The organism is Desulfobacterales bacterium (assembly GCA_029211065.1).
In the GTDB taxonomy this organism is placed as follows: domain Bacteria; phylum Desulfobacterota; class Desulfobacteria; order Desulfobacterales; family JARGFK01; genus JARGFK01.
The window spans coordinates 25,962-52,136 of record JARGFK010000021.1 but is presented as its reverse complement, the minus strand read 5'-3'; the positions used below and the strand labels follow the sequence as shown (position 1 = coordinate 52,136).

Below are 26,175 nucleotides of genomic sequence, written 5' to 3'. Positions count from 1 at the left end.
GCTACTTGTCAAACGGACAATTTACAAGGTGAACTCCTTTCAGTTCACAAGATTGACCAGGCTTTGCCTGGCGCACCAGGATCTACAGGATAATCCGGATAGGATATATTTTTTTTCTGCCACCGGTTAAGGCCGTAAAAAGCCAATCCAACTTTAACGTTAAACCAGACCATCCAAAAAGCAGCTTCCCGATATCATAGCAGTAAGACCCTTTTTGCCTTTCTTCAGGTAAGGCAAAAAAATCCTGAATATCCTGTAAATCCTGTCAAACTTCATTATCTTTTACATGTATAACATTTATATATCATTTGTTGATTTTTAAACGGTTATGTTTTAATCGAGATAATGAATCATCGCGTTGATATAAAAAAAGACCTTTGGATCCTCAAATCCTCAGTCCCCTTCTCCCGTCTGATCGGGAGAATTAAAGGAACAACCCGTTTTGCATGAAATAAAGGACATTCAGCAGCCAGAAGGCGAACCCCTGCGCCGATGGTTTTTTGACCCGGCCATGGAGCTTGTCATCTGGATCGACGACAGCGGCGATATCGTCGGATTTCAGCTGGTTTACGACCGGCCCATGGACCCGCATGCCCTGACCTGGTATGAAGAATCCGGCTATTACCATCACCGCGTTGATGACGGCGAATGCCCGGACACCACCGCTTTCAAGGGCATCCCGATCCTGATAGCAGACGGCCGGTTTGATTTTAGGCGGGTGGGAGCGGATTTTAAGAGGAAAAGCATTGAAATCGAATCCCAGGTCGCCGCGTTTGTCTATGACAAGATCATGCGATTCACAAATATCTGATAATTAAACCCGATCGGTCGATTTGTGTCTGTCCAGCGGACTGCGCACTGCCCGATTCAAGCTATCGACAAACGACGTTCAGAGTCTGGCCGAATTCATCAAGCAGCATTCACCTCCCGGCGACCTCCGGACAGCTTTCGTAGTATCCACGGACCTGGAATTTGGTCTGGTCAGGATGTTCGAGGCCTTGCGCGAAACCCCAAGTGCACGGACGATGGCCTTTCGGGACAAGGAACAGGCGCTCGAATGGCTCGCGAGAGATGCCGTTTAAGCGCTTGCACATGTCAATCTCGTCTGTTATTTCTTTGTCAACAGGTACGTCTTTAAATCATTAAATGATGAGGTGCTCGCAATGAAAATGTTTAAGATGGATGATTATAAAAAAATGAAGGATCCAACGCCTCCCGGGAAGGCATTGACAAAAATATTGACGCGTGAGGATAATGCCAAGGATCTTGAAGGCATCTTTGTCGTGTTTCCTCCGATCCGCCATGGCCGCTACCACTTCCACAAAAAGCGCGAATGTCTTTTCGTCATCATCAGCGGCACGGCGACTGCAAAGATAGATGACAAGGAATATCCCATCAAGGCCGGCGATATCATTCATCTTGCCGCAGGAGAAAAACACACCATAACAAATGAATCGCATGAGGAATTTCGATTCATGGAGTTTTATACCAATCCGCCGCACGAAGCAGATTGGATCGAAGTGAAACAGGAGAAGCCATGAAGATTGCGCAGTTCCATGATGAAAATAGAATCCGTCTGGGCGAGATCCAGGACGAAAGCATCCTCCCCATCGATTTTTACGGGGACATGATTTCCTATATCAACAACGATAAACGCGCGTACACGCAAACCGGCGAGGCCATTCCCCTCGACCAGGTGCGGCTGGCGCCAGTGTTGACCCGGCCCGCAAAGATCATCGGCATCGGATTAAACTACAAGGATCACGCAGCAGAGCAAAGTGTAAAATTGCCCGATGACCCGAAAATCTTTGCCAAATTCCCCAACACGCTCATCGGACCCAACGATCCGATCACTTGGAATACAACCGTGACCGACCAAGTGGATTTTGAAGCGGAATTGGCCGTCATTATCGGCAAGACCGTTCGGGATTGTTCTGAAGAGGAGGCTCTGGCCGCGGTATTCGGATATACATGCGCCAACGATGTAAGCGCAAGGGATATCCAATTTACCAATGCGCAACTAGTGTGTGGAAAATCACTGGACACCTTCTGCCCGCTCGGCCCATGGATCGTGACGAGCGATGAAATACCGGACCCGAACAGGCTGAAAATCCGATCATGGTTGAATGACACCCTCATGCAGGACAGTCATACCGGTTTGATGATCTTCAGTGTCCCCTACCTCATCAGCTTCCTGTCCCACCGCTTTACGCTGGAAGCCGGGGATGTTATCTTGACAGGCAGCCCCAAGGGAGTCGGCGCTTTCCGGGATCCGCCGATTTTTATGAAGTCAGGAGACACGGTGACGATAGAGGTCGAAGGCATCGGCCGCCTCGCGAATACATGTCAAACCCGATAGCCGTCGGACAGGAGATGAATATGAAACTGTGGGAACGAGTGAAGTACAGTGCCATCATAGATCGAGAACCACTCCGCTTGCCGGACGAGAAAACAGTAGCGGTCTGGCCCCTTGTAACCGTCGAGGTCTGGGATCCGGACGGTCCGATGCCGCGGACGATCCTCACGCCCCCCCAGGAGGTCCGGTATATTCCCGACGTGCCGAACTGGTGCTGGGCGGAGTACGGGGCGCGCATCGGTTTCTGGCGGATGAAAGCGGCGCTCGATCAAAGGGGGCTGAAGTCCGTCCTGTGCATCAATGGATCGGTCATCGATCGCTATCCGCGCATCTGTGGAGCAGCCCTTGAGGCCGGCTGGGAGTTTATGGGCCATAACATCGTCCAAAAACCCATGCACGCGATGGAGAATGAGGAAGAAGCGATCTTCCGGACCGTCGAGGTGATCGAGAAGTTCACCGGCTCCAAACCGCGCGGCTGGATGGGGCCGGGATTGACCGAGACTCACAACACGCCGGAACTGCTGGTGAAGGCCGGCATCGAGTATACCACCGACTGGGTGCTGGATGACCAGCCCACGGTGATCGAGACCCGGAACGGCCCGCTCTACAGCATTCCCTACTCGGTGGAGGTAAACGACGTGGTTTTGATGGCAATCGAAAAACGCCCCTCCTCCGGATTGTATGAACGGGCGCTCTCGACGGTCGAGCGATACTTGCAGGAGGGTCCCGAGCAGGCCCGCGTGCTCGCCCTGGCCTGCCATCCGTTCTTGCATGGCGTACCGCACCGCATCGGCTATTTTGAACAAACGCTCGACGAGCTGGCCGCCAAGAACAGGGTAATGTTCACCACCGGCGGCTGGATCCTCGATTGGTATAAGGCAGCGCGCAACCTGTGATGTTGTAAGGACGCATCATGGGCAGAAAACACAACCGGGGAAAGGAAGGTAACGGGGACATTCTTTACCTAAAGGAGTCAGGCATGGCATCAGACATCTATCGGCAGCTTCAAAAACAGCTGGACATGTATTCCCTCGGTTTTCCGGCCACCGAGTCGGGCATTGAATTGAAGATCCTCAAAAAACTCTTTAAAAAATCGGATGCGGTCTGTGTGTAACGACCTGTTCAGTAGAGGCCATGCGATTGGTGCCGAAGCCTGGAAAAGAACACATGACGCCGCCGGCAACCGGCATGGAGCAGATGATGATCATGGCCAAAAACCGGGGGCTGTTGTAAAAACTGAGCGACTGTTTTGGTTGATTATCCTTGAGTGATATTGAAACAAATCTGAAACGCTATTTGGATACGGAATGCCTGCTCAATCATTTCTTCGCACGGTTCGATTACTGCGCATCCATGTGCATCAAACCTGCCGTGGAAAGCAGCGGCGGCAAGTCTGCGGCGGCCTGCTGCGGAAAGAAATATTACAAGCTCTATGATCTGGAGCACCCGGCGTTTGAACTTCTGCGGCAGGAGCGGCAAAGGCTTTATGGGAAAGCAGTCCCGCCAGCGGCGGTGACATATTATATTTATCTCATCGCCCGCTTCGCTTGAGACGCAAAGGCCGCACAGTTAAATATTATATGTAATCGTATAAACTTAGGCGCCGTTTTTCAACAGCCTGTTAAGGAATATCCATGGAACAGAAAACCATCCGGCTTCAGCCTTTCCAAGTCCAGGCCGCAGTCGAACTGGACATCACCTGCACCATCGGCCGGCAATCCCACCTGCTGAAGGTTGACTTCAGGCTGCAGGGCGACCTGAAAGCCGTTGCAATTCCAACGCCTGCCAGGCGTCCGGCGCGCCATCACCAGTTGTGGGAAAACACCTGCCTGGAATGCTTTGTGTCTGCCGAAGGCTCTCAAGCCTACTGGGAATTCAACCTGTCTCCGTCCGGAGACTGGAACCTCTACCGATTCGACGATTACCGCCGGGACATGCGTGAGGAACCGGCGATCCCGGAATTAATCTTGAATATGCAAAAAGAACCGAACCTGCTGTGTCTGGGCTGCATGATTGACCTGGGCGGCCTCGGACTGGATCGGCAAACGCTGGACATGGGTGTCGCAGCCGTTGTCCGGTCCAGTGACGGCCGGAACACCTACCATGCAGCCGCCCATCCGGGCCCGAAACCCGATTTTCATCACCGGGAAGCCTTCATTCTGAAAGTGTCGCCATAGAAAAATAGAAGCCATCTCATAAGAGTCAAGATCATACCCTAAATTTACACATATCATATATTGACAACATGTATCCAACTGGATACAATAGGCCATGATTGAAATTCGCAAGACTGAAATCTTCGCAAAATGGATTGATGGTCTGCACGATATCCGTGCCCGTGCTCGTATCCAAGCCCGGGTTGAGAGACTGGCAGGCGGGAATCCCGGAGATGTTAAGGCAGTAGGTGAAGGCGTTTTAGAGTTGCGAATTGACTATGGACCCGGCTATCGGGTGTATTACAAAAAGTACGGGCAAAAGGTGGTAATTTTATTGGCTGGCGGCGATAAGCGGACCCAAGCCAACGATATCAAAACCGCCTTGCGCCTAGCACAGAACTTATAGGAGACCATCATGGCAAGAACCATCACTACCCGATACGATGTCGCTGAGCATCTTCGCACCCCAGAGGAAATGGCTGCTTATCTTCAAGCTTGCATAGAAGAGGCGAACGGCGATGCTGCTTTCATTGCAAAAGCGCTGGGTGATATCGCCCGGGCTAAGGGCATGTCGCAAGTTGCGCGTGATGCAGGTCTATCCCGCGAAAGCCTTTACAAAGCACTCTCTGGGGAACGAAGCCCAGGTTTCGACACCATACTTAAAGTTATTGGCGCACTTGGCTTAAAATTGCATGCGGAAGCCGTTTCCGTAAATAACGCAACAGCCCATCATGACACTTGAGCTGGATCGTGAAAAGTCTGGGGCGAGATGAGGGGATGCCCTTTGAATATCGTTCCGTAACAGGTGACCCTTTTATAAACCCTGCCGTCATTCCAGGCCGCGTTTATTGCCAATGCGGCAGATCGAAGGTTCCGATAAAATCATTGAAGAACCCTGCAGCAAGCTGCAGGGAATCTTCGACCGTAAGGATTTTTAATCTAATTTTTGATTCGCTCGCTAAACCCGCAGCAAGCTGCAGAGAATGCGCTCGCTGTTGCCGTTCAGCTTTTAATTTTTCCTCTGAAGCCCAATGACAACAATCCTGAAAAGCACAACACCGTAAGGAGCCCAAAGGCTATTTTGACGCTCTTTAGGAACAAACCGAGATGTTCGGGAGTAACCTGGACCCGGCCCATAAATAGTGAAAAGGTAAACATGGCCAGTGCGATGCTGAACATCATTCCTATTTGCCTGATAGTTACGATCATGCCGGAGGTCGTTCCGTAATATTTTTTGTCCACCGAACCGATCGCGTCGTTCATATTGGTGGAGATGAAAAACGCCCAGCCGGCACCCACCAGAAACAAGCCCGTAAGAATCACCAGCGGATGGGTATGAACCGTTATAAAGGCAAACAGCAGCATGCCCGACGTGGCCGATGCCATGCCGATCAGTGAAAGGAAGTGCGGCTTGACCCGATCCACCAGTCTGCCGGCCAGGGGAGACAGAACAGCCTGAAAAAGGGGCTGGGACACCAGGAAGAGTCCGGCCCTTTGCGGCGAAAACCCTTTGGCATACTGCAGATAAAGGCTTAGCAAAAAGGTGACCGCGAACACGGCTGAATAAAATATAAAGGCGGACAGGATCGCAAATGAAAAGGCGCGGTTTTCCATGAAAAGTTTCATTTCCAAAATCGGCAGCTCGGCTTTCAGTTCCCATTTGACAAATACGATCCCGCACACCAGGCCTGCTGAAACCAGCCAGAGGCCCTGCCTGGACGGCAGGATGGAAAGCCCGTACATCAAGGACACGATCATGGTACCGAAAAGGATTACACCGACCCAATCGATCCTTTCGTCCATGGTCTCGATCCGTCCATCCCTGATTTTCCAGACTATGAAAACGATGACAAACAGCCCGAAGGGGACATTGGCCAGAAAAATACTTCTCCATCCCAGGTGATGGGTCAGCAGCCCCCCTAAAAACGGTGCCAGGGTTTGCCCGGTATAGACGGCGGCCATGCACATCCCCAGGGGTTTGCCTCTGGTGCCGGCCGGGTATATCGAACTGACAATCACCAGCCCGGTATTCAGGATCATCGCGCCCCCGACCCCCTGAATCGCCCTGAAAAAAATCAAAGCCGCCGCCGAATCGGAAACCGCCAACGGAAAGGAAGTCGCCGTGCAAATCACAACCCCCCACAAGAATATCTTTTTGCGGCCATAGATGTCGGCGATTCTTCCGGCGGGAATGGCGAACACGGCGATGGACAGCAGCAGGGAAATCGAAATCCAGCCCAGCTCCACCGGGTTGCTGGAAAGGCTTTTCCCGATGGCGGGAAGCGCCACATTAACCGACATCCCGATGATCGGCATCATGACATAGGCAATTAAAATAACGAGCAGAATAGTCGAATTTTTTTGGTGATGGTGGTTACTCATTCGCAGTTTAAAAGCCTAAAGGGAGCGTTGGTGAAAAAGTTCCGGGCATGCAGGGGAGCATTCATCGGAATATTCGCTCGTTACAAGTGACTCATTTTAACCCGGCCGACAGTCAGTGATGACATTATTTCCACGGCGGCAGATCGAGGGTTCCGATGATGTCGGTTATGGCGGCGATGCCGTTTTCGATGCAGTAGCGTTCGAGATCTTCCACGATATTCAGGGCCGTGCGGGGATTGATAAAGTTCGCGGTCCCCACCTGCACCGCCCGGGCGCCCACGATAAAAAACTCAAGGGCGTCCTGGTAGTTCATGATCCCGCCGATGCCGATGACCGGGATTTTCACCGTACGCACCACCTGGTGCACCATATGCAGCGCGATGGGACGGATGGCCGGACCGGTGAGCCCGCCGGAAACATTGGCCAGCTTCGGCCGCCGCGTCTTGATATCCACGGCCATTCCCGTGGGGGCGTTGATCAGGGAGATCACGTGGGCCCCGGCCCCTTCCACCGCCCGGGCCATTACCCGGATATCGGTCACATTGGGGGAGAGCTTCACAATCACCGGCTTGTCCGCAATTTTCAAAACCTGCTCCGTCACCTGGGCCGCAACCTTCGGGTCGGTGCCGAATACCATGCCGCCGCACTCCACATTGGGGCAGGATATATTGACTTCCAGAGCGGAAACCGCATCAATCCCTTTAAGTCCTTCGGCCACCGCGCGATAATCATCAATGGTGTGGCCATAGATATTCACGACGACCCTGGTGGTGAGCTCTGCCAGCCACGGCACGATTTTCTCCACAAAGGCCTTCAGCCCCATGTTGGCCAAACCGATGGCGTTGAGCATGCCGCAGGCGGTTTCCACGATCCGGGGGGGCGGGTTCCCGGTTTTCGGATTCACCGACAGCCCTTTGACAACGATTCCGCCCAGTGAATTCAGATCAAACAGCTCACTGTATTCCTGACCGTAGCCGAAAGTGCCGGAAGAGGTCATCAGGGGATTTTGCAGCTTTAAGGGGCCTAATGTGACGGACAGGTCCGGTTTGGTTATACTCATAGGGTCTCCCAATCAATGGCGCGGGCCGGAAATATCGGCCCGTCCTTGCATACCAGATAGTAGGTTATTCGGTCCGGTGTCGATGATTTCACCGCACACCCCTGGCAGGCCCCCAGGCCGCAGGCCATATTGGCTTCCAAAGACATCTGGCAGGAGGTTTGGCTTGAGATGGTCAAAGCCGCCACCTTTTTGAGCATGGGCGCCGGTCCGCAGGCATAGACGATCGCTGAAGCCTTCTCTGCCTGATGGATATGGGTTTCAAGCAATTCCGTAACAAAACCATGATGCCCGAGACTGCCGTCATCGGTTGCAATCAGAAGGTTTTCATCCGTCAACCCGAATGTGTCGAAGGGGACCTTTTCGGCTTCGCGGCGATAACCGGCCAGAAACAGCGGTTTGGAAACAGCGAGGGTTTGGGCCAAAAACAGCAGGGGGGCAATGCCGATTCCGCCCGCTGCCAGTATCGGCCTTTTTCCCGGCCGGGGCTGGGAAAATCCCCGGCCCAGCGGCCCCAAGACCGCCATATGGTCCCCCTTTTCCGCTTTAGCCATGAGGGCCGTCCCTTTGCCGATGACCTTATAAAGGATCAGGAGCAGCTCTCCCTGCAAGGTTCCCCCGATGGAGAACGGCCGCCGCAAGAGCGGCTCCAGGGCCGAGCCCACCCGGATCATGACAAACTGTCCGGGGCTTGCCGCAGCGACGATTTCAGGGGCTTTAAACCCCATCACATAGGTATCGGCTGCCACCTGCGTGTTGAATGCGATTTCTGTTTCCCTGTCAATCATGTTTTATCCATTCTCCTGCCAAAAGCGGCCAAAGGTGTTAAAATCGTTTCCCGTTAGCATTCGTTAGTACTTGCTGTCAAAACTTTTTTTTATTATGCTCATTAAAATTAAACCGGAAAATATCCCGTGAACCCCAAAAGACCTACAGCAGGAATCATTCTGGCGGCCGGCCTGTCCACCCGGTTCGGCCGGCCCAAGCAGCTCATGGACTTAAACGGCAAACCGCTGATCGAATGGGTGGTGGATGCCTGTTTATCCTCCCGGCTGGATAATATCGTTGTGGTCCTCGGCCATGACGCCCGGCAAATCGCGTCCAATCTGTCGCTGAGATACAACGACCGGCAGGTTCTCACGATCATAAATCCTCAATACAAGGACGGTATGAGTCAATCCCTGCGCACGGGTTTAGCCAACGTCATGAAGGACTTTCCCGCGGTGATGTTTTTGCTGGGGGATCAACCATTGGTGAGTTCAGCCCTGATCGATCAGTTACTGGAAAGCTTTTGGGAGTCGGAAAAAGACATCTGCGTCCCCGTTTACAACGGCAAACGGGGAAATCCAACGCTTTTCAGCAGCAAGTTCTACCAACAGCTATTGAACGTATCCGGGGATATCGGCGCCAGAGAAATCATCCGGGCGCACCCGGAAGCGGTGCTTTTGGTGGAAACAAAGGACCCTCTGCCCTTTTTTGACATCGACACCGAAAAGGATCTGGAGGAACTAACCGCCATTATGAAAAATAGAAATCTTGAATGAAATCCCCCTGAGAGCCTATCCGACAACTCCCTCTCCCTTGAGGGAGAGGGCTGGGGTGAGGGTGTAAGGGGCGAAAACATACCCCCCCTCACCTAACCTCTCCCCACAAGGGGGAGAGGAATAATAGATTGTCGGACAGCCGCTCGGGAGAAATTATATTCGTCATCCAACATGAATATGCATAATTGGCTATTCAATCAGCCACCGAGTAGCCGCCAGCAGACATCCCGCCACTTCCCGGGGCGCTTCAATATGGCCGTAGTGCGTCAGGGGCATGTCCAATACCAGGATGCGGATGTCAGCTTCAGGATTGTGGACGCGGAACTGATCGGCAATGGTCAGCTCCCGCGCTTTCCGGGGAGATTCTTTGTGCCAATGCCCCCGGTCCCATTTTCCCACCACCCAGACCATTTTCCGGTATCCCCCGAGCATTGAAGGGTTGACGCTGAACAGGTCCGCCTGTATCTCCGTTGGCTGGATTTTTGATCCGGTTCTAAACAAAACATCCGTCAATTCGCCTGCCAGCTTGGGGAGCAGCTCCACCATCCCCTTGTGCTCCAGGTCCTGCAGGACTTGTTTAAAATTGGGCCGCCGCCGTTCCTCCAGGGAAAGCCATCGTTCGGCAACACCCAGATCGCTCATGCCGGGCGCCTTGCACGGATTCAAGGGGCCGATATATCCGGACCGGAGATAATTTTCCGGGCTGCGGCCACGGACCTGCCACAGCGGTGGGTATTTGGATACCTTTTGCACCGACGCTTCCCTGAACCCCTGTTCCGTTTCCCAGGCGCTGCGAAGTCCTGCCGGACCGCCGCTCCCCCACCCCAGAAAGCGATCCTTTAAGCGTTCGTTTAAGACCGCCGTCCCTTTTGCCAGATAAGCCATTTCTCCCGAGGTGGAGTGCCCTACGATGAGAATGTCTCCGCCCGTATGGACTGAAACCAGCCGCTCCAGGCCCGATAGTATCAGCCGGTTCGTAAACATCGCGTTTCGCACCTGCACTTCGTCGGTCGGAAGATCCCGATCCAACAGATATTGCGGGATTCTTTCGGAACATGGCGCTGTCCAGCCGCCGTATTTAAAGTTTCCCGGTATCGTTAGCAGCAGGACGTTGGCTTTCTGGGCCAGGTATTGTCCCAGCCCCGGACGATTCAGCGGGTCCAGTAAGAACTCGTAAAAGTTGGCGGAACCGCCGTTGATAAATACCAGCCACGGCAATTGCGCGGCGCCATCAGACTGACTTTCCAGCCGCAGCCCGGTAATATCCCAGTCAAGACCGTAATACGGGAACCGGGCAGTGACCCAGGCCGGTTCGTAACCCAGCGCTGCCGGCGAAAGCTTTTCAAGTTCGCGCGGGTCAAATGCCCCCGATGGCGCCTGGTCTGCCAACGCCTGCACCTGTGTTCCATTGTCGGGCAGTTCCAGCGCTTCTCCCATTTGTCTTAAAACATCAGGGGACATCATTGCGTACGGCTGGTCGGCGACTAACAGTGATTTTCCCATCGTCGAACCTCTTGGCAGGTTATACTTAGATCGATTGACACAAACCGATTATGCCTGATATGACTTTTCGGACTATTTTTCAACCGACAATAAAGGAAGATGCCCATGGCAACGACAAACAGTTCGCTGGAAACGGCCTACCGGAATTTTATCAAGATCTATCGCGGGAGAGACGATTGTGCTGCCGTTAAAAAGGCAGGCGCCTATTCAAAGGTGCCCGGCGGCCTGACCTTTGAAAGATTCCGAGAGCATGTCACACTGGTCAACACCTATGCCATCTATCAGATGGACCCTGCCGGAAATGTCTCGTTCTGTCTGTATGACCTGGATGTGCTGCCCCGGAAACAGGAATGGCGCATATTAAAAGATAAAATTGTTCTGGAAAAGGAAAAAACCCTGCGGGTGATCCGCACGCTGGCATCCCTGGGAATTCAAAGGGAAAATATTTTAATGGAATTCCCCACCGTCGGATACCATCTGATCCTTTACTTTACCCGGCCGGTATCGGCAATGAAGGTAAAACGCTTTGTGGAATCAACCCTTGAACAGAGCGGTCTGGCGGAAACGCCTTTTTATCCCCGGTCCGTGGAAGCCGGAACAACCGGCGACCGGATTCAACTCCCTTTTCGCATGAATACCAACACCGGCCGCAGGGCCAATCTGATCAGCGACCTTGTTTCTTTCGATCCTGAAAATTACGACCCGGTGCCGGATTTTTCACCCCTTGAAAGGGTCAGGCCGGTGGAAGCCCGTTTAATAGAGACCTTTGCATAAAGGCCCCTGTTGTTCGATTTCGATGCCTGCCCCTATGGCCTAAATAATCTATTCCTACAGGGGCAGGCTTAAATTTTATCCCTTGTACCCCGGCGCATTTTCAACCTGTTCAAACCAGTTAAACCCGAGCGCTTTCACCAGGCGGCTGGTGGTCACCAGTATCCTGGACGTTTTTTTGGGATCGCTGTTAAAGTGCTGATGCGTTGTGTAGGGCGGGATATAGACGAAATCTCCCTCCTTCCACTCAAACTTCTTCGGCTCTTTGCTCCAGATCCAGTCATATCCTTTATCATGGAGCTTAAAATCCACATCCCAATGAAGATCATAGCCGCTGCCTTCAAGGACCAGGAACACTTCTTCGGACAAATGGCGATGCTGACCGGAGCGGCCGCCGGGCTTCAGAAACTGCATATAAATATCCAGGGCGCATTCCTTGGTATTCATCTTTTCATTGATGACATGTTTGATTTTTCCGTCGGGTGAATCTTCCCACGGCATCTCAGCCACTCTTACGGTTCCCTTGCGTTTTTTATACTCCTCCCTGAATTCTTTTGACTCCTTCAGGGCTTCTTTGTAAAAATCGGCTTTTTGATTTCCGATATTCGCGACTTTGCTTTCATCATAAGCCATTTTTTATTCCCTCCAATCTTCGGGTTTATAGTCTTCGTAACCGGGCGGTGCGGTTTCCGGCGGATACTCCATAACTTTCTGGAACAACAGGTGAGAGAATAAAAACGCCGGCTTGGCCTTTATAATCACGATGCGGGCCGGTTTATCGCCGTCATTATGATGACGGTGCACACAGGCATTCTCGACAATGCAGGCATCTCCGGCCTCCCAGTCGATTCTTTCTTCGTCATGGACATCAAAGCCCTTGCCCTCGAGAATAAAAAAGACCGCGCTGTTCATGTGGGCATGTTTCTGGCCATAGGTTCCCGGCGGAATGACATCCATGTGGGTTTCAATGAGTTGGGTTACCATGATTCGCATGGGGTTAACGATATTCTTGCCGTACTTGGTCGGTCCGCCATGAAACGGAACATCCTTGCTGCTGTAAACCCTGGGCTGTTCCAGCAGGGTGCGATAAACTTCGCCGTATTTCCCGGCAACCTCCCTGACAAATACGCGCCGTTTCTGCCAGCGGATCCATTTGCCGTCTTGTTCTTCTGCGCTCATCCTTGATCCCTCCTCTATCAGTTAGGGGTAATTTGGTGCCGATACATTCAAGGCCTTTGCCGAATTTATATTGTTCACTTCTGATATTTTTTCCTTTGACATCGAATTACATTTTAGCTACATTGTAATTACCAAGTCAAGTGTAAAATTTTTTCCCGATAAGCGCTTGACGGAACCCCTCTTTTTTCAATAAAGGGAAAATCACAACTCAATAATGGGATCACAACCGGAGAGGACATATGGCAGCTGAAGCCAGCGACAGGGAAAAGGAACAGTACGAATACATCGGCAAATCTCCCGTCCGTCTCGATGCCAGAAGCAAGGTAACCGGAAGGGCAGTATTTATCGAAGACATGCAAATCAAAGGGATGCTCTACGGCAAGGTGCTTCGCAGCAAATTTGCCCACGCCCGCATCATCCGTATCGATACGTCCCGTGCCGAAGCGCTTCCCGGCGTCAAAGGGGTTGTCACCGGCGCCGACATACCCTTCCTGCACGGCGAATCCCTTTGTGACGAACCCTTCCTGGCCATCGGCAAGGTCCGATACGCCGGTGAAGGCGTCGCCGCCGTTGCCGCTGTGGATGAGGCCATTGCTGAAAGGGCCCTGGGGTTGATTGAGGTGGTGTATGAAGAACTCCCGGCGGTCTTTGATCCGGAAGCGTCCGCAGCGCCGGGTGCGCCCATCATTCATGAAGATCTCGGGAAATACAAACATGCCCCGGGCATCGACCCGACGGCGGGCAGCAATATCTGCAACAATTTTCAGCTTCGCCAGGGGGATGTTGAAAAAGGCTTTGCCGAATCGGACCATATTTTTGAAGACACGATCACATCCGGCATGCAGCAGCACTGCTCGATCGAGCCCCATGGCGCCATCTGCCTGATTGACGATGAAAACCGCATGACCCTCTGGGCCAACAATGACTCGCCCTACCGCTGCCGCAGCGAAATCTCCAAGGCGCTGAATATACCCAACAGCAACGTCAGGGTGATCTGCGCCCCCTATATCGGCGGCAATTTCGGCGGCAAGGGCGGTCTGAAGGCCGAAGCCGCCGCCATTGCCCTGGCATGGGAGCTGCGCAATCGTCCCATCCGGGTCATTTACACCCGCGAGGAGGAGTTCTGCTCTTCCCTTGTCCGGCATCCCGCCACCATTCACCTCAAAACCGGCGTTAAAAAAGACGGCACCATCCTGGCCCGCAAAGTGACATTGTACTGGGCCACCGGCGGATATGCCGAAAAAGGGCCGACCGTCTGCCGCTTCGGCGGCGTATCCGGCCCCGGCCCTTACAACATTCCCCATGTCAGCATCGACAGCTACTGCGTCTATACCAACCGCCAGGTCGCCGGCGCCATGCGGGGCTACGGCGGCGCCCAATCAGCCTGGGCCTATGAGTCCCACATGAACCGGATCGCCCAGGACATGGGCCTGGACCCCCTGGCATTCAGACGAAAGCATGTATACAAGGACGGCGACCGGCACACTTCGGGACAGGTCCTTTATTCCGAAGGACTGGATACCTGTTTGGGACAGGTTGCTGAAAAAATGAACTGGAGCAAAAAGCCCAAGGAAAAAAACAGGGGGAGAGGCGTCGCCTGCATGGAAAGAGCGGTCAAGACCCCGTTTGCATCCGCAGCCTTTGTCAAAGTAAACGAGGATGCCACCGTGGAAATATTGAGCAGCACGACCGAAGTCGGCCAGGGCTCCGAAACCATTCTGTGCCAGATTGCTGCCGAAGAACTGGGCGTGCCCATCGGCTGGGTGCGCAAGGCCACGCCCGACACCGCTTTTACGCCCTTTGACGCCTCCACCACCTCCAGCCGATCGACGTTTCATATGGGCAATGCCGTTAAAACGGCGGCGATAGACGCCCGGGACCAGATCTTTAAACTGGCGGCCGCGACCATGGAGGCAAACCCGGACGACCTGGTGGCCAGGGCCGGCAATATCTTTGTTAAAGGCGCACCCCAGCAGGCCGTCCCCATCGCCGATATCCTCAAGAAACACTACGGCTCCAGCGCCACTGTTCTTGGCAGAGGATTTTACTACCCGGAACTGGACATCCCCGGTCAATATTTTTCGACTTTTATGATTTTCTGGCTGCTGGGCGCCCATGGGGTTGAAGTTGAAGTCAACCCGGAGACCGGCGAGGTCAAAATTATAAAGGTTTATGCAGCCCACGATGTCGGCAAGGCCATTCATCCCTCCAACTGCATTTCACAATTGGAAGGGGGCGTTGCCACGGGGTTGGGATACGCCATGTATGAAGCGTACATGTATAAAGAGGGCGAGGTATTGAATCCCAACTTTTTACATTACAAGGTGCCCACCGCCCTGGAGGTTCCGGACATTGAATCCGTTCTGGTGGAATACAGCCACCGGGAGGGTCCATACGGCGCCAAAGGAATGGGCGAGACCAACAACGTGCCGCTGCCCCCTGCGATTGCCGGCGCAATTTATGATGCGGTGGGCGTTCGCATCCGGAGTCTGCCCATCACACCGGACAAAATTCTGGAAGCGCTTAAACAAAAGGCGCAATCCGAAAAAAAATAGTGCGGCATTCGTTTTTAAAGCCGAACCAGCCACGACGGGTTAACCATAGAAGGAGACAAACATGAAGCTGCCGAAGTTCGATTACGCCAAACCCGGTTCTGTCAGCGAATGTTGCACTTTGCTCAGAGAACACGGCCCAACGGCCATCCCAGTTGCCGGCGGAACCGATCTGATGATGGCCCTGAAACACTGGCTCAAAATTCCCGAAATCGTGGTTGATCTTTGCGGCATCCCCGGTCTGAACGGGATAACCGAGCGAAAAGACGGCGGCCTGAACATCGGCGCACTGGCGACCCTCTGCCAGCTTGCTGGACACGACCTGGTTCGGAAAAAGTACCCGGTCCTGGCAAAAGCCGCCCGGGATGTCGGCAGCAGGCAACTCCAGGCCATGGGAACCATCGGCGGCAATCTTTGTCAGGATACCTGCTGCCTCTATTACAACCGCCCGCCCATGCTGCGCCAGGGGCTGGGACCGTGCCTGAAGTTGGACGGCGATGCCTGCCATGCCGTCCGGGGAAGCAAAGATTGCTGGGCAACCTATTGCGGAGATCTGGCGCCTGTTCTGATGGTGCTCAATGCCGTGGTCAAGATATCCGATGCGTCCGGAGACGCCGTCATTCCGGTCCACCGGCTTTTTTCCGGCGACGGCAAACAGCCCTGTACCCTTCAACCGGGTCAGGTGGTCACCGAAATTCAGGTTCCTGCACCTGCGGCCCATTCTGCTGCTGTGTATTTAAAGATGAGGATCCGCAAAGCCATTGACTATCCCCTGTTGGGGGTTGCGCTCCACCTGGCACTGCAGCCCGACAAAAAAACAGTCGCTGATATTGCACTGGTGTTGACGGCGGTTGAAAAAGCGCCGATCATGATTGCAGCGGCGGAAGAACTCAAGGGCAAAACGGTTACGGATGATTTAATCGACGGACTGGCGGAAGCCGCCTTTAAAAAGTCCCACCCGATTAACAACACCTATGGATATACCCCCGGCTATCGTAAAAATATGGCCAGGACCTATGTCAAAGAGGCCGTGCGCCGGTCAATCGACCTTGCTGCCGGTGATGGAGGTGCCGCTTGAAAATACCGATCACGTTAAAAATAAATGGGGAAGTGCTTGACGTCAGCGTTGAACCGAACCAGACCCTTCTCGATGTCCTCAGGGAAGAACTGGCGCTGACCGGCAGCAAAAAAGGGTGCGATTCAGGCGTCTGCGGCGCCTGCACCGTTCTCATCGACGGAAAGCCGGCCCTGGGGTGCATGACACTCGCCGTACGCTGCCAGGACCGTGAAATACTGACGATAGAAGGGCTTTCCCAAAACGGCCGGCTGCACCCCCTGCAACAGGCCGCCATTGACCACAATGCCGTGCAATGCGGCTTCTGCACGCCCGGATGGATCCTGACGGCAAAAGCCCTGCTGGAAAACACCCCCCGCCCCACACTGGCGGACGTCCGGCAAGGCATCGCCGGAAATCTCTGCCGCTGTACAGGGTACAAGAAAATTGAAGAAGCCATCATGGCGGCAGCTGAGAAAAAATAGGAAAATTAAGCTGTTGAGCTGATAAGCTGGTGGCTAAGGTCTTGGCCCTGTCAACTGCTTAGTGCTTACTTTTGTTGTCTTCCATCCCCTGCCCCCGTAAGCCGCAACACGCAACTTGTCACTGCTCTTGTGACTCTTGGCTTCCGACTCCTGACTTCTGACGCCTGTCCTCTTCTTTCTACAGCCATCTCCCCTTATATTTGTCTGATTATACTCGAAATGCAGGTGATTTGAGTTTGCCTTTAAACAGATACCTATGCTACGATGACTTCGCTCTTGTTATTTTTTTCAAGAGATGCCACTCTTAACATATGTCCACGATTGAAGCCAAAAACCTGACTAAAGAATTTAAAGGCATCTTCAATCGGCAGCGGCTGGTTGCGGTTGACGATGTCAGCCTCAGGGTTGACAAAGGTGAAATTATCGGACTGCTCGGCATTAACGGGGCCGGCAAAACCACGCTTTTGAAAATGATCTGCGGACTCCTGGCGCCCACCCGCGGAGAGGTTTTTATTAATGGCCTGTCTTTCCGGCAGCACCGCGCCACTGTCCTGGGACAGATCGGCGCCGTTCTGGAGGGGTCGCGCAACGCGCTCTGGTCCTTAACAATCAAACAGAACCTGACCTATTTCGGACACCTTAAAAATACCCATGGAAAACCGCTGAGGGACAGGGGCGACGAACTCCTCAATTTTTTTCAACTTGATAAAAAGAAAAATGAGGTGGTAAAAAATCTTTCCAAGGGGATGAAACAGAAACTGGCCATTATCCTGGCATTCATCAGCGACCCGGAATTGATTTTGCTGGACGAACCCACCCTGGGTCTCGACATCCACACGGCCGCCCTGGTTAAAAAGCGTATCGTTGATCTGGCCCGGAAACAAGGCAAAACCATTTTCCTGACAACCCACCAGATCGAGATTGTCGAGGAAATCTGCGACCGCGTGGCAATCATCCATAAGGGGCGACTGATTGCTTTTGAAAAGACCGAAATGCTCCTCGGGAATATGGGCCGGGAACACTACATCATCACGTTTGACGCCCCGCCCGACATTTCCGTATTACAAAAACTCCGGATAGTCCGGGATATTCAGCCGTTGCAGGGAGACGCAAAAAAACAGGCAACCGCTTTCCGCCTGATCCTGGACCGCAAAAACATTTTTTTTGAAGTTGTGGAAGCGCTTCAGTCGGCTCGCGCCAGAATATTGTCCGTCGAAAAATCCGACCCAAAACTGGAAGATGTTTATGTTCGGATGATCGGAGACAATTGACGGATTCCTGAGCCGTCCATATAATGTAATTTTTTTTAAGAGAACTATTTATTACCATCATTTCGGAAATGAACCTTATGTCTGATAAACTGTCAAACTCGCCGGAAAATTTAGCGCAAAAGATCGAAGAACTCAACAAAGTCCTTTCCGCCTTCTTCGCGCTGGCTGAGGCCGTCAATCAATCCCTCAACCTTCAGGAAACATTAAAAATATCCCTTGAACGCGTCAAAGCGGTATTCAATGCAGATGCCGCACACATCCGGCTGATGGATGAAGAAACCAACGAACTGGTTTTAACCGTTCATCAGGGATTAACACCCGAAGATTTAGAAAGAATCGTCTGGCGCAGGAAATTCGGCGAGGGCACTAGCTGGCGCTGCGCCCGATCCGGAAAACCCTTGATTCAAAAGCCGCTGAAAACTTCAACGATTCTGCATGAGGGCGGACTTCAAATTTCAGCCACCATCCCCCTAAAGTCCAAAGGAAAAATCATCGGCACCATGGCCCTGCATCAGAAAACCAGCCGCACGTTTTTCAGGGAAGAAATAGAACTGTTCCGCCACATCGGCGACCAAATTGGTGTAGCCATTGAAAATGCGCGGCTACACAACCGGCTGCTGGAATCTGAAAAAAAATATAAAGCCCTTTTTGAAACATCAAGGGAGGCGCTGCTGGTCCTGGATCTTGATGGGAAATTCCATCTGGTCAATCACCCCGTGGAGCAGATTACCGGCTACACCCGTGAGGAACTCATCGGAAACCATTTCAAAATGCTCGTTTCGCCCCAGGACCTTGATCTCATATCCGGCATCTTTGACAGCGGTTATGAAAACTTTTCCAAAATGTCCGCTGAAATCAGAATTATCGATAAAACAGGCCAAGAGCATATCATTGAACTTCTCCAAGGCGCCAGTCTCGTAAAAACCGCCGGTATAACGACCGGCTATTTTATTACGGCCCGTGATCTGACGGAAAAGAGAAAAACAGAAGAAAAACTTCTCCAAACCGCCAAATTACAATCCCTGGGAGAGATGGCGTCGGGAATCGCCCACGACTTCAATAATATTCTTATGGTCATTTTAGGCCATACCGAACTGCTGTTATATGAAGCCAAAGATGAAATCCTGATAAAAAAATTAAGAATCATTGAACGGGCAGCCCTGGACGGTTCTGAAACCGTCCGAAAAATCGGCGACTTCACCCGTACAGCGCCTAAAGAGACGGAGTTGGTGCCGGTGGATCTTCGCCAAATCATCCATAACGCGCTGGAGTTCACCGCTTCTCGCTGGAAGAATGTATACCAGAAAGAAGGGTACCCGTTTGAGCTGAAACTCAACCTGAACGAAATTCCCACTCTTCCGGGAGATGAATCGGAGTTGCAGGAAGCCTTTGTCAACATTATTTTGAACAGCCTGGATGCCATGCCCCATGGCGGCTCCCTTGAAATTGAGAGTCGTTTTCTGGACAATCTGCCGGCTTATCAAAATGAGCACAAAATCGACCCGGCCGGATTTCTCCGGGTTAAAATTACCGATACGGGGATCGGCATGGATGAACAGACCCGCAAGAAGATATTTGACCCGTTTTTCAGCACCAAGGGCGTCAAAGGCCTGGGTCTGGGGTTAAGCATCGCCTACGGAATTATCAAGCGACACCATGGCGACATGAAAGTGGATAGCCGCAAAGGCTTCGGCACCACGTTTACCATCTACCTGCCGCTGAAGAAAACCGTCTCCGGAACGCCCAAACCCCTGGATGATGCGCCCCGCCAAAAACGGACAGCGCGAATACTGGTTGTGGATGATGAGCCGGACAATCTGGACTTCCTGTCAGAGCTGCTCGAACGGCTGGGACATCATGCCGGCAGGGCCTCGGATGGTGAAGCGGCATTGAAAAAATTCAAGGCCGAAGGCCCCTGGGATATGGTCTTTACCGATCTGGGAATGCCCGGCATATCCGGATGGGATCTCGTCCGGGAGCTGAAAACCCTGGATCCCACCCTTCCCGCGGTTTTAATCACCGGGTGGGGGTTTCAACTGCGGGAAGATGAAATCAAAGCCAAAAAGGTCGATTACGTCATTTCCAAACCTTTTAAAATTAAAGATGTTACCCGGGTGATCGATCGGATATTGGCGCGACAGCGGAAACCCTGAAGTTGTATAGAAAATTTCCAAATCCACGTCGCAGACTTTGTTCTAATCCCTGGGAATGGTTTACGAAAAAGTCATTGGCGAAATTCGAAACAAATTCAAATACCAAATGTCCTAATGACAAAAACAAAATCATATTCACGATGTCAGATACGCCTATTGTTTGGATCATTTGAATTTTGGCCAATAAATATTGTTTCGGATTTCGGATTTCGTGCGTTGTTTTTATTTCTTACGGCAAAGCCGTTTAACACAGATCTTGCCCATAGGAACAGCGTTTCCATGCTGGAGTATAGCCAATGTTTAAGGCGAAGCGAATCATAAACACCGGCTATGTATTGGTTGCCGAAATCGTCCGTGAATTCATCACGCTGAAACGCTATTTTTTAGAAGCGGTCTCCGGCCTGGTCATGGTGTATATCCTCTTTTTAGGTTTCTTTTTTTCAGCGCAGACATTTGGGAGCAGCCCTTCCCTGCCGGCAAATTCCACTGACCTGGCCCACCGCGCAGTCGGTTTTATCCTCTGGCTGTTTGCACTCAACTCCATCGGACACTTCAGCAATGCCATCCGCGACGAGGCCCATATCGGCATCATGGAACAGATCGCCCTGAGCCCGTCCGGCCTGATTGCGGATATGTGGGGGCGCGCCATCGGCAAAACCATCGTGGATTGCCTCACCATCGGGCTGGTATTGATCACGATCATTGTTTCCACGCGCATCTCGTTGAGCTTTCCGCCGCTGTCCGTCGCCATTGTGTTTGTCCTGACCCTGTCGGGGCTGTATGGACTGGCGTTTTTTTTCGGCGGTTTAACCTTGATATACAAGCGTCTGGGCAATGTCACCATTGTCATCCGTTTTGCGTTTCTGATCCTCACCGGCGCGGTGACCCCCATCGAAAATTTTCCGACGTGGCTGCAGACGATTGCCAAAACCCTGCCCATGACCCAGGGATTGAAAATTCTGCGGCTCTTGATGGTCGACAACATCCCGTTTACGGCAGTTGTAAAAAGCGGAGATCTGTTGTGGCTGATCATCAATTCCGCCGGCTATATCACCCTGGGTCTTATCAGTTTTCGTATGTTTGAAGGCGTCGCCCGGGAGAGGGGATTGCTGGGGGTATACTAAAAACAGTGGATCATCTCCGGATCTGTTGATAATCGATTGAGGAAGGGGTTGGGGTTCAAAGGTTCAAGTGAATGGACAAACAAAACTTTCATATCTATACGGGCAAGATACCCTACAGCCCCAAAGGCGCCTTCTGGGTCAGCTTTGAGAGCGATCCGGAACTGACCCGAACAAATGCGAATATCTACGGCCGCTGCCTTCCCTGCATTCAGAATCTTTATGTCCAGTTAAAAGACGGTAAAGACCGGATTCAATTGGGCAGCGCATACAATTGCTGGAAAATCACCGCCATTGTAGCGGGAATCGACGAATGCCTGGCGCTTCTAGAGCAATTTGAAAAAAAACACCCCCACGGTCATGTGTACGGTAAATTCGGAAGCGGCCGTCCGGACTCGGAAACCAGGGCGGTTGTTTTCCACGCGGACACGCCAGCGGAACGGGACCGTATCCAAAAGGCTTTGAACAGCTGTCTGGCCGGCATCGGACAGGACGAAACCGCCCAAATATCCAGGGCCTGCGAAGTGCTCTTTAAAGATATTCTGGGCCCCTGGCAGGACTGGCGCCCGATCACCTTGATCAAACATCCCCGGAATGTCAAATCGCAGCTGGATAAAATTAAAAAAATATTGTATCAGTCCAGTATGTGAAAAATGGTTATTCTCCCAAATCATTGGGAGAAAGGGGTCCAGGGGTCGAGGATCCAAGGGGCCAATGGTGGCAAACACAATGTAGCCGGGACGCCAGGAGGCATGGCGGCAATGATGATAGGATTTTTCCCTGCATCCCAACTTCCCAGCCTCCCGGCTTTAGAGCTTGTTCTCCTTTGCACTTGAACCCTGGAATCCTTGAATCCTTGAATCCTATCAGAAGCATCTGTTAATTTGGAGTTGACCCCAAAACATGTCAGACAAAAAAAAATCGTACAATCCCAAACCGCACTCTTCATCCCGGGATAAAAAAGATCATATCCGGGTGTGTCTGGATGAAAATGTGGAGTCCATCCAAACGACCGGATTTGAAAAATTCTATCTCGTCAACAACCCTTTGCCGGACATGGATTTTTCCAGCGTCGCAACCGACTGCACGTTTCTGGGGAAAAAGATTACCGCACCCTTTATCATATCGCCCATCACCGGCGGTTACGAAAACTCAGCCGTCATCAATAAAAACCTGGCAAAGGCGGCCCAGGCGCTCGGCGTGGTGATGTCGGTGGGGTCCCAGCGGCTGGGGATCGAAGACGCATCCCTGGCGCCGACCTATCAGGTCAGAGATGTGGCCCCGGACATCCCCCTGCTGGCCAACCTGGGGGCCATCTACCTCAATTACAATTACGGCCTCGAAGAGTGCGAACGGACCGTGAAAATGATCGAAGCGGATGCGCTGTGTCTGTATCTCAATCCCATGCAGAAGATAGTCCAGGGGCCGGACAATACCAATTTTGATGGCCTTTTTGAAAAAATCGACCATATCTGCCGCCATCTCAGCGTCCCGGTCATCGTCAAGGAGGTCGGCTTCGGGCTTTCCGCAGATGCGGCCCAAAGGCTCGAAAAAGCCGGGGTCGCCATGCTGGACGTTGCCGGCGCAGGCGGGACCTCATGGACCAAAATTACCCGGCTCATCAAAAAGGATCCCGGCAGCGGCGACAATGCCTGCTTTGACAACTGGGGCATCCCCACTGTCGACGCCTTGATTGCGGCCCGCAATGCCGCAAAAAAAACCCCCCTGATCGCCTCCGGCGGCATCCGCACCGGCATCGACATCGCCAAGGCCATCGCCCTGGGGGCCGACTATGCCGGGATGGCCCTGCCCCTGGTGGCGCCCGCAAGCCTTTCCGCTGATGCCGTTAAACAAAAAATCGAACGGGTGGTGGATGAACTTAAAATGGCCATGTTTTCCTGCGGCATGGACACACTGGACCGATTGCGGCAGGGACACTGCATCCGCCGGATGGAATAATGGAAAAAGAAGAACTCAAAAAAGCCGTTCTGGAATACCTGCAGCACCACCATACCGTCTCGCTGGCAACGGAAAGCGGCGGCAGCCCCCATGCCGCCACCGTATTTTACGTCAGTATCGGGTTCGATCTCTATTTTCTCAGCAGCCCCACCAGCCGTCACGGCGAAAATTTAAGCCAAAATCCCAAAGTCTCGGCCACGATAAATGAAGACCATGACAAGTGGCAGAAGATACAGGGGATCCAGTTGGAGGGCCGTGTGGAAAACGTCGGCGGCATCCTGGACAACAGCCGGATCGCCCGGGCATTTGTCAAAAAATATCCGGACGTCGCCGATTTTCTCTTTTCCCCCCGCAAGCTCGGTCAGGCCATCGCTCAAAAAGTCGCCGGGGTAAGATTTTATAAGATAAAACCCGATAGAATCTTTTTTATCAGCAATGCCGTTGATTTCGGCAAACGCGAGGAGCTCACCTTTTCCGATTAGCATATCCCTTTGCAAATGAAACGGAATTCATTCTTGCGTTTCATATTTTTTGATTGTATTACGCTCGGGTTATTATGTACTAAACTGTTGACATTGGGTTGCAGGGTTCTTTTGAATACATCCTAAAATATCTTAATTTCTAGGATGGCATGTATTTGGGTTTTTTTCGATGGTTGCATTGACATCTGATCAACAAATGGACACCCTCCGGCATGCCGCCCGAATCTCCGTGTCTTCTGGAGGTTGGATGAGCAAAACAAAATTTTACGATCTGGTCCGAACGGAATCCGCCGAGGCGGTCCTGGAAGAAGTCCGACTGATATTAAAACGCATATCTCCGGATTTCGATGTCGCCCCGGTCACCCATTCCTATATAACCGCCATCGGCCTTTATGAAGGCTTATACCCCGGCTTCCAGGCCTGCAACACCGAATTCCATGATCTGCGCCACAGTGTGGAAACCTTTCTGGCCATGGCGCGCCTCATCCACGGCGCCACCCTGGACGGCAAAGTCTTTTCACAAGAACAGATTGTGTTAGGGCTGACAACGTCCATCCTGCATGACGCCGGCTACATCCAGGAAGACTGCGACACGGAAGGGACCGGTGCAAAGCATACCAGCACCCACGTCACGCGCAGCATGGATTTTCTGGCGGTCTATGGAAAAGAACAGGGGGTTTCCGAGGAATCTATTGCAGCCGGCCGCACCATAATTCTCTGCACCGACCTTTCCGTTGATTTCAAGACGATCATTTTCCCATCGCCCGAGATAGAACTCCTCGGCAAAATGCTGGGCGCCGCCGACCTGCTGGCCCAAATGGCGGATCGCACCTATCTGGAAAAACTTTTATTCCTTTATCGCGAATTCAGCGAGGCCAATATCGGAAACTATGAAGGCGAGGTGGACCTCCTTAAAAAAACAGTCGCATTTTACGACTTTATTGCCCACCGCATCGAGACCACCTTGGGCGCAAGCGACCGGTTTATGTTTTATCATTTTTCTAATCGCTGGAATATCAGCGAAAATTTATATCAAGAATCGATATTGCGGCAAAAGGATTATCTTTCCCAAATTCTGCAAAAATCCTCCGATCCGCGCAAGTATCTGCGACGGAATTTAGATTCGAATAAAACCGGCTCGAAACATTTTCAAAAATAAACATGCATCAGCATAACCTGCAAAAATGGCGGCACAACCATCGTTTTAACGACACATCCCCCAGAAGCGAAAAGAATACCCGGCAGGTGATCCTTTTGACGGTCATCATGATGACCATCGAAATCATTGCCGGTTTCATATACGGCTCCATGGCCCTCCTGGCCGACGGCTGGCACATGGGAACCCATGCCGCTGCCCTGGGCATCACCGCCTTTGCCTACAGTTACGCCCGCCGTAACGCCGAAGATCCGCGCTACAGCTTCGGCACCGGAAAAGTAGGGGTTCTGGGCGGCTACAGCAGCGCGATTATTCTGGCCGTTGTGGCCCTGCTGATGGCGGCTGAGTCCCTCAAGCGGTTGTTTTCGCCGACGCCGATCCGCTTCAACGAAGCCATTGCCGTTGCCGTGATCGGCCTGGCCGTCAATTTGATCAGCGCGTTTCTCCTGCAGCGCCGCGATGGTCGCTCCCATCACCATGACGCCGGTCATCATCACCCCGAAGACTACAATTTAAAAGCGGCCTATCTGCATGTGCTGGCCGACGCCCTGACGTCTGTACTGGCCATCATGGCCCTTTTCACCGGAAAAGTATTCGGATGGATATGGATGGATCCATTGATGGGGATCGTCGGCTCGGCTGTTATCAGCCGCTGGGCGTACGGCCTGCTGAAAGACACCAGCAAGATATTGCTCGACCGGAATGTCGGCAGAGATACGGTTTCTGCCGTCCGCGCGGCCATTGAATCGGATGCCGAGAGCAAAATATCGGACATTCATATCTGGCAGGTCGGATCCCATCAGCACGCCGTCATGATATCCATCGTAACCCGCGATCCCAAACCGCCGGCCTACTATAAAAACCTGATTGCAGAAATCATGGATAGTCAGCACGTAACTATCGAGGTCAATCATTGTAAAGAACAGTGAGAGGTTCAGAAAGCTAAAATCCGGGTCCAGAGGACCCATATTTGGTTATTCTCAGAGGGAATTTA

General features: G+C 52.4%; 28 protein-coding genes. 22 read left to right on the top strand and 6 right to left on the bottom strand.

Going from position 1 to position 26,175, the window contains the following annotated elements; translation table 11 throughout:
- The first annotated feature begins 442 nt into the window (after window positions 1-442).
- The 9 genes from P1P89_06810 to P1P89_06770 all read left to right on the top strand — a co-directional run bounded on the left by P1P89_06810 (window position 443) and on the right by P1P89_06770 (window position 5,254).
- The gene (locus P1P89_06810) at window positions 443-811 is read left to right on the top strand and encodes a hypothetical protein (protein ID MDF1591208.1); all 369 of its coding nucleotides are present in this window, start codon (window positions 443-445) and stop codon (window positions 809-811) included.
- Between the two features lie 352 nt (window positions 812-1,163).
- Entirely contained in the window at window positions 1,164-1,541 is a 378-nt protein-coding gene (locus P1P89_06805) for a cupin domain-containing protein (protein ID MDF1591207.1), read from the top strand.
- Window positions 1,538-2,359 carry a fumarylacetoacetate hydrolase family protein gene (locus P1P89_06800; GenBank protein ID MDF1591206.1) on the top strand — a complete coding sequence of 274 codons (822 nt, stop codon included), beginning with the start codon at window positions 1,538-1,540 and terminating at the stop codon, window positions 2,357-2,359. Before P1P89_06805 ends, P1P89_06800 begins: the two co-directional genes overlap by 4 nt.
- Window positions 2,360-2,379: 20 nt before the next feature.
- Window positions 2,380-3,252, top strand: a complete 873-nt coding sequence (locus tag P1P89_06795) for a polysaccharide deacetylase family protein (GenBank protein MDF1591205.1) — start codon at window positions 2,380-2,382, stop codon at window positions 3,250-3,252.
- Window positions 3,253-3,335: 83 nt separating this feature from the next.
- Window positions 3,336-3,470: a hypothetical protein gene (locus tag P1P89_06790; protein ID MDF1591204.1), complete on the top strand. Its 135-nt coding sequence runs from the start codon at window positions 3,336-3,338 to the stop codon at window positions 3,468-3,470.
- Window positions 3,471-3,619: 149 nt separating this feature from the next.
- Window positions 3,620-3,907, top strand: a complete 288-nt coding sequence (locus tag P1P89_06785) for a hypothetical protein (protein ID MDF1591203.1) — start codon at window positions 3,620-3,622, stop codon at window positions 3,905-3,907.
- A gap of 83 nt (window positions 3,908-3,990) precedes the next feature.
- Window positions 3,991-4,533 carry a DOMON-like domain-containing protein gene (locus P1P89_06780; protein ID MDF1591202.1) on the top strand — a complete coding sequence of 181 codons (543 nt, stop codon included), beginning with the start codon at window positions 3,991-3,993 and terminating at the stop codon, window positions 4,531-4,533.
- A 94-nt stretch (window positions 4,534-4,627) separates the two neighbouring features.
- Window positions 4,628-4,918 (top strand): type II toxin-antitoxin system RelE/ParE family toxin, encoded by a 291-nt coding sequence (locus tag P1P89_06775; GenBank protein MDF1591201.1) that lies wholly within the window; start codon window positions 4,628-4,630, stop codon window positions 4,916-4,918.
- Window positions 4,919-4,927: 9 nt separating this feature from the next.
- Window positions 4,928-5,254: a putative addiction module antidote protein gene (locus tag P1P89_06770; GenBank protein MDF1591200.1), complete on the top strand. Its 327-nt coding sequence runs from the start codon at window positions 4,928-4,930 to the stop codon at window positions 5,252-5,254.
- 260 nt (window positions 5,255-5,514) lie between these two features.
- Here P1P89_06770 and P1P89_06765 read toward each other — a convergent pair whose 3' ends face one another.
- From P1P89_06765 to P1P89_06755, 3 genes are all read right to left on the bottom strand, one after another.
- Entirely contained in the window at window positions 5,515-6,894 is a 1,380-nt protein-coding gene (locus tag P1P89_06765; protein MDF1591199.1) for an MFS transporter, read from the bottom strand.
- A gap of 124 nt (window positions 6,895-7,018) precedes the next feature.
- Complete coding sequence (locus P1P89_06760) at window positions 7,019-7,954, bottom strand: dihydroorotate dehydrogenase (protein MDF1591198.1); 936 nt, start codon at window positions 7,952-7,954, stop codon at window positions 7,019-7,021.
- Window positions 7,951-8,739 (bottom strand): dihydroorotate dehydrogenase electron transfer subunit, encoded by a 789-nt coding sequence (locus P1P89_06755; protein MDF1591197.1) that lies wholly within the window; start codon window positions 8,737-8,739, stop codon window positions 7,951-7,953. The genes P1P89_06760 and P1P89_06755 overlap by 4 nt, the downstream gene beginning before the upstream one ends.
- Before the next feature lie 126 nt (window positions 8,740-8,865).
- Here P1P89_06755 and P1P89_06750 point away from each other — a divergent pair, with 126 nt between their 5' ends.
- On the top strand, window positions 8,866-9,495 hold the full coding sequence (locus tag P1P89_06750; protein ID MDF1591196.1) for a nucleotidyltransferase family protein: 630 nt from the start codon (window positions 8,866-8,868) through the stop codon (window positions 9,493-9,495).
- A gap of 189 nt (window positions 9,496-9,684) precedes the next feature.
- On the opposite strand, the gene P1P89_06745 is transcribed toward P1P89_06750, so the two are convergent.
- Window positions 9,685-10,998: a hypothetical protein gene (locus P1P89_06745; protein MDF1591195.1), complete on the bottom strand. Its 1,314-nt coding sequence runs from the start codon at window positions 10,996-10,998 to the stop codon at window positions 9,685-9,687.
- 105 nt (window positions 10,999-11,103) lie between these two features.
- On the opposite strand from P1P89_06745, the gene P1P89_06740 reads away from it, so the two are divergent.
- Window positions 11,104-11,772 carry a hypothetical protein gene (locus tag P1P89_06740; protein ID MDF1591194.1) on the top strand — a complete coding sequence of 223 codons (669 nt, stop codon included), beginning with the start codon at window positions 11,104-11,106 and terminating at the stop codon, window positions 11,770-11,772.
- Between the two features lie 75 nt (window positions 11,773-11,847).
- Here the strand turns inward: P1P89_06740 and P1P89_06735 are convergent, their stop codons facing one another.
- Both P1P89_06735 and P1P89_06730 read right to left on the bottom strand, forming a co-directional pair.
- Window positions 11,848-12,402 (bottom strand): cupin domain-containing protein, encoded by a 555-nt coding sequence (locus P1P89_06735; protein MDF1591193.1) that lies wholly within the window; start codon window positions 12,400-12,402, stop codon window positions 11,848-11,850.
- A 3-nt stretch (window positions 12,403-12,405) separates the two neighbouring features.
- Entirely contained in the window at window positions 12,406-12,948 is a 543-nt protein-coding gene (locus P1P89_06730; protein MDF1591192.1) for a cupin domain-containing protein, read from the bottom strand.
- A gap of 239 nt (window positions 12,949-13,187) precedes the next feature.
- Between P1P89_06730 and P1P89_06725 the strand changes: the two genes are divergently transcribed.
- From P1P89_06725 to dmeF, 11 genes are all read left to right on the top strand, one after another.
- A complete protein-coding gene (locus P1P89_06725) occupies window positions 13,188-15,503 on the top strand; it encodes a xanthine dehydrogenase family protein molybdopterin-binding subunit (GenBank protein MDF1591191.1) in 2,316 nt (771 codons plus the stop codon).
- A gap of 61 nt (window positions 15,504-15,564) precedes the next feature.
- Window positions 15,565-16,578: an FAD binding domain-containing protein gene (locus P1P89_06720; protein ID MDF1591190.1), complete on the top strand. Its 1,014-nt coding sequence runs from the start codon at window positions 15,565-15,567 to the stop codon at window positions 16,576-16,578.
- Complete coding sequence (locus P1P89_06715; GenBank protein MDF1591189.1) at window positions 16,575-17,039, top strand: (2Fe-2S)-binding protein; 465 nt, start codon at window positions 16,575-16,577, stop codon at window positions 17,037-17,039. The genes P1P89_06720 and P1P89_06715 overlap by 4 nt, the downstream gene beginning before the upstream one ends.
- A 311-nt stretch (window positions 17,040-17,350) precedes the next feature.
- Window positions 17,351-18,310 carry an ABC transporter ATP-binding protein gene (locus P1P89_06710; protein ID MDF1591188.1) on the top strand — a complete coding sequence of 320 codons (960 nt, stop codon included), beginning with the start codon at window positions 17,351-17,353 and terminating at the stop codon, window positions 18,308-18,310.
- Between the two features lie 77 nt (window positions 18,311-18,387).
- Entirely contained in the window at window positions 18,388-20,463 is a 2,076-nt protein-coding gene (locus P1P89_06705) for a PAS domain S-box protein (protein ID MDF1591187.1), read from the top strand.
- Between the two features lie 296 nt (window positions 20,464-20,759).
- A complete protein-coding gene (locus P1P89_06700) occupies window positions 20,760-21,587 on the top strand; it encodes an ABC transporter permease (protein ID MDF1591186.1) in 828 nt (275 codons plus the stop codon).
- Between the two features lie 71 nt (window positions 21,588-21,658).
- Complete coding sequence (locus P1P89_06695; protein MDF1591185.1) at window positions 21,659-22,234, top strand: hypothetical protein; 576 nt, start codon at window positions 21,659-21,661, stop codon at window positions 22,232-22,234.
- A gap of 253 nt (window positions 22,235-22,487) precedes the next feature.
- Window positions 22,488-23,543, top strand: coding sequence for a type 2 isopentenyl-diphosphate Delta-isomerase (gene fni / locus P1P89_06690; GenBank protein ID MDF1591184.1), 1,056 nt, complete (start codon window positions 22,488-22,490; stop codon window positions 23,541-23,543).
- Window positions 23,543-24,025, top strand: coding sequence for a pyridoxamine 5'-phosphate oxidase family protein (locus P1P89_06685; protein MDF1591183.1), 483 nt, complete (start codon window positions 23,543-23,545; stop codon window positions 24,023-24,025). Before fni ends, P1P89_06685 begins: the two co-directional genes overlap by 1 nt.
- Window positions 24,026-24,272: 247 nt before the next feature.
- Entirely contained in the window at window positions 24,273-25,184 is a 912-nt protein-coding gene (locus P1P89_06680) for a hypothetical protein (protein MDF1591182.1), read from the top strand.
- A gap of 2 nt (window positions 25,185-25,186) precedes the next feature.
- Window positions 25,187-26,110, top strand: coding sequence for a CDF family Co(II)/Ni(II) efflux transporter DmeF (gene dmeF, locus P1P89_06675; protein ID MDF1591181.1), 924 nt, complete (start codon window positions 25,187-25,189; stop codon window positions 26,108-26,110).
- Window positions 26,111-26,175: the final 65 nt, after the last annotated feature.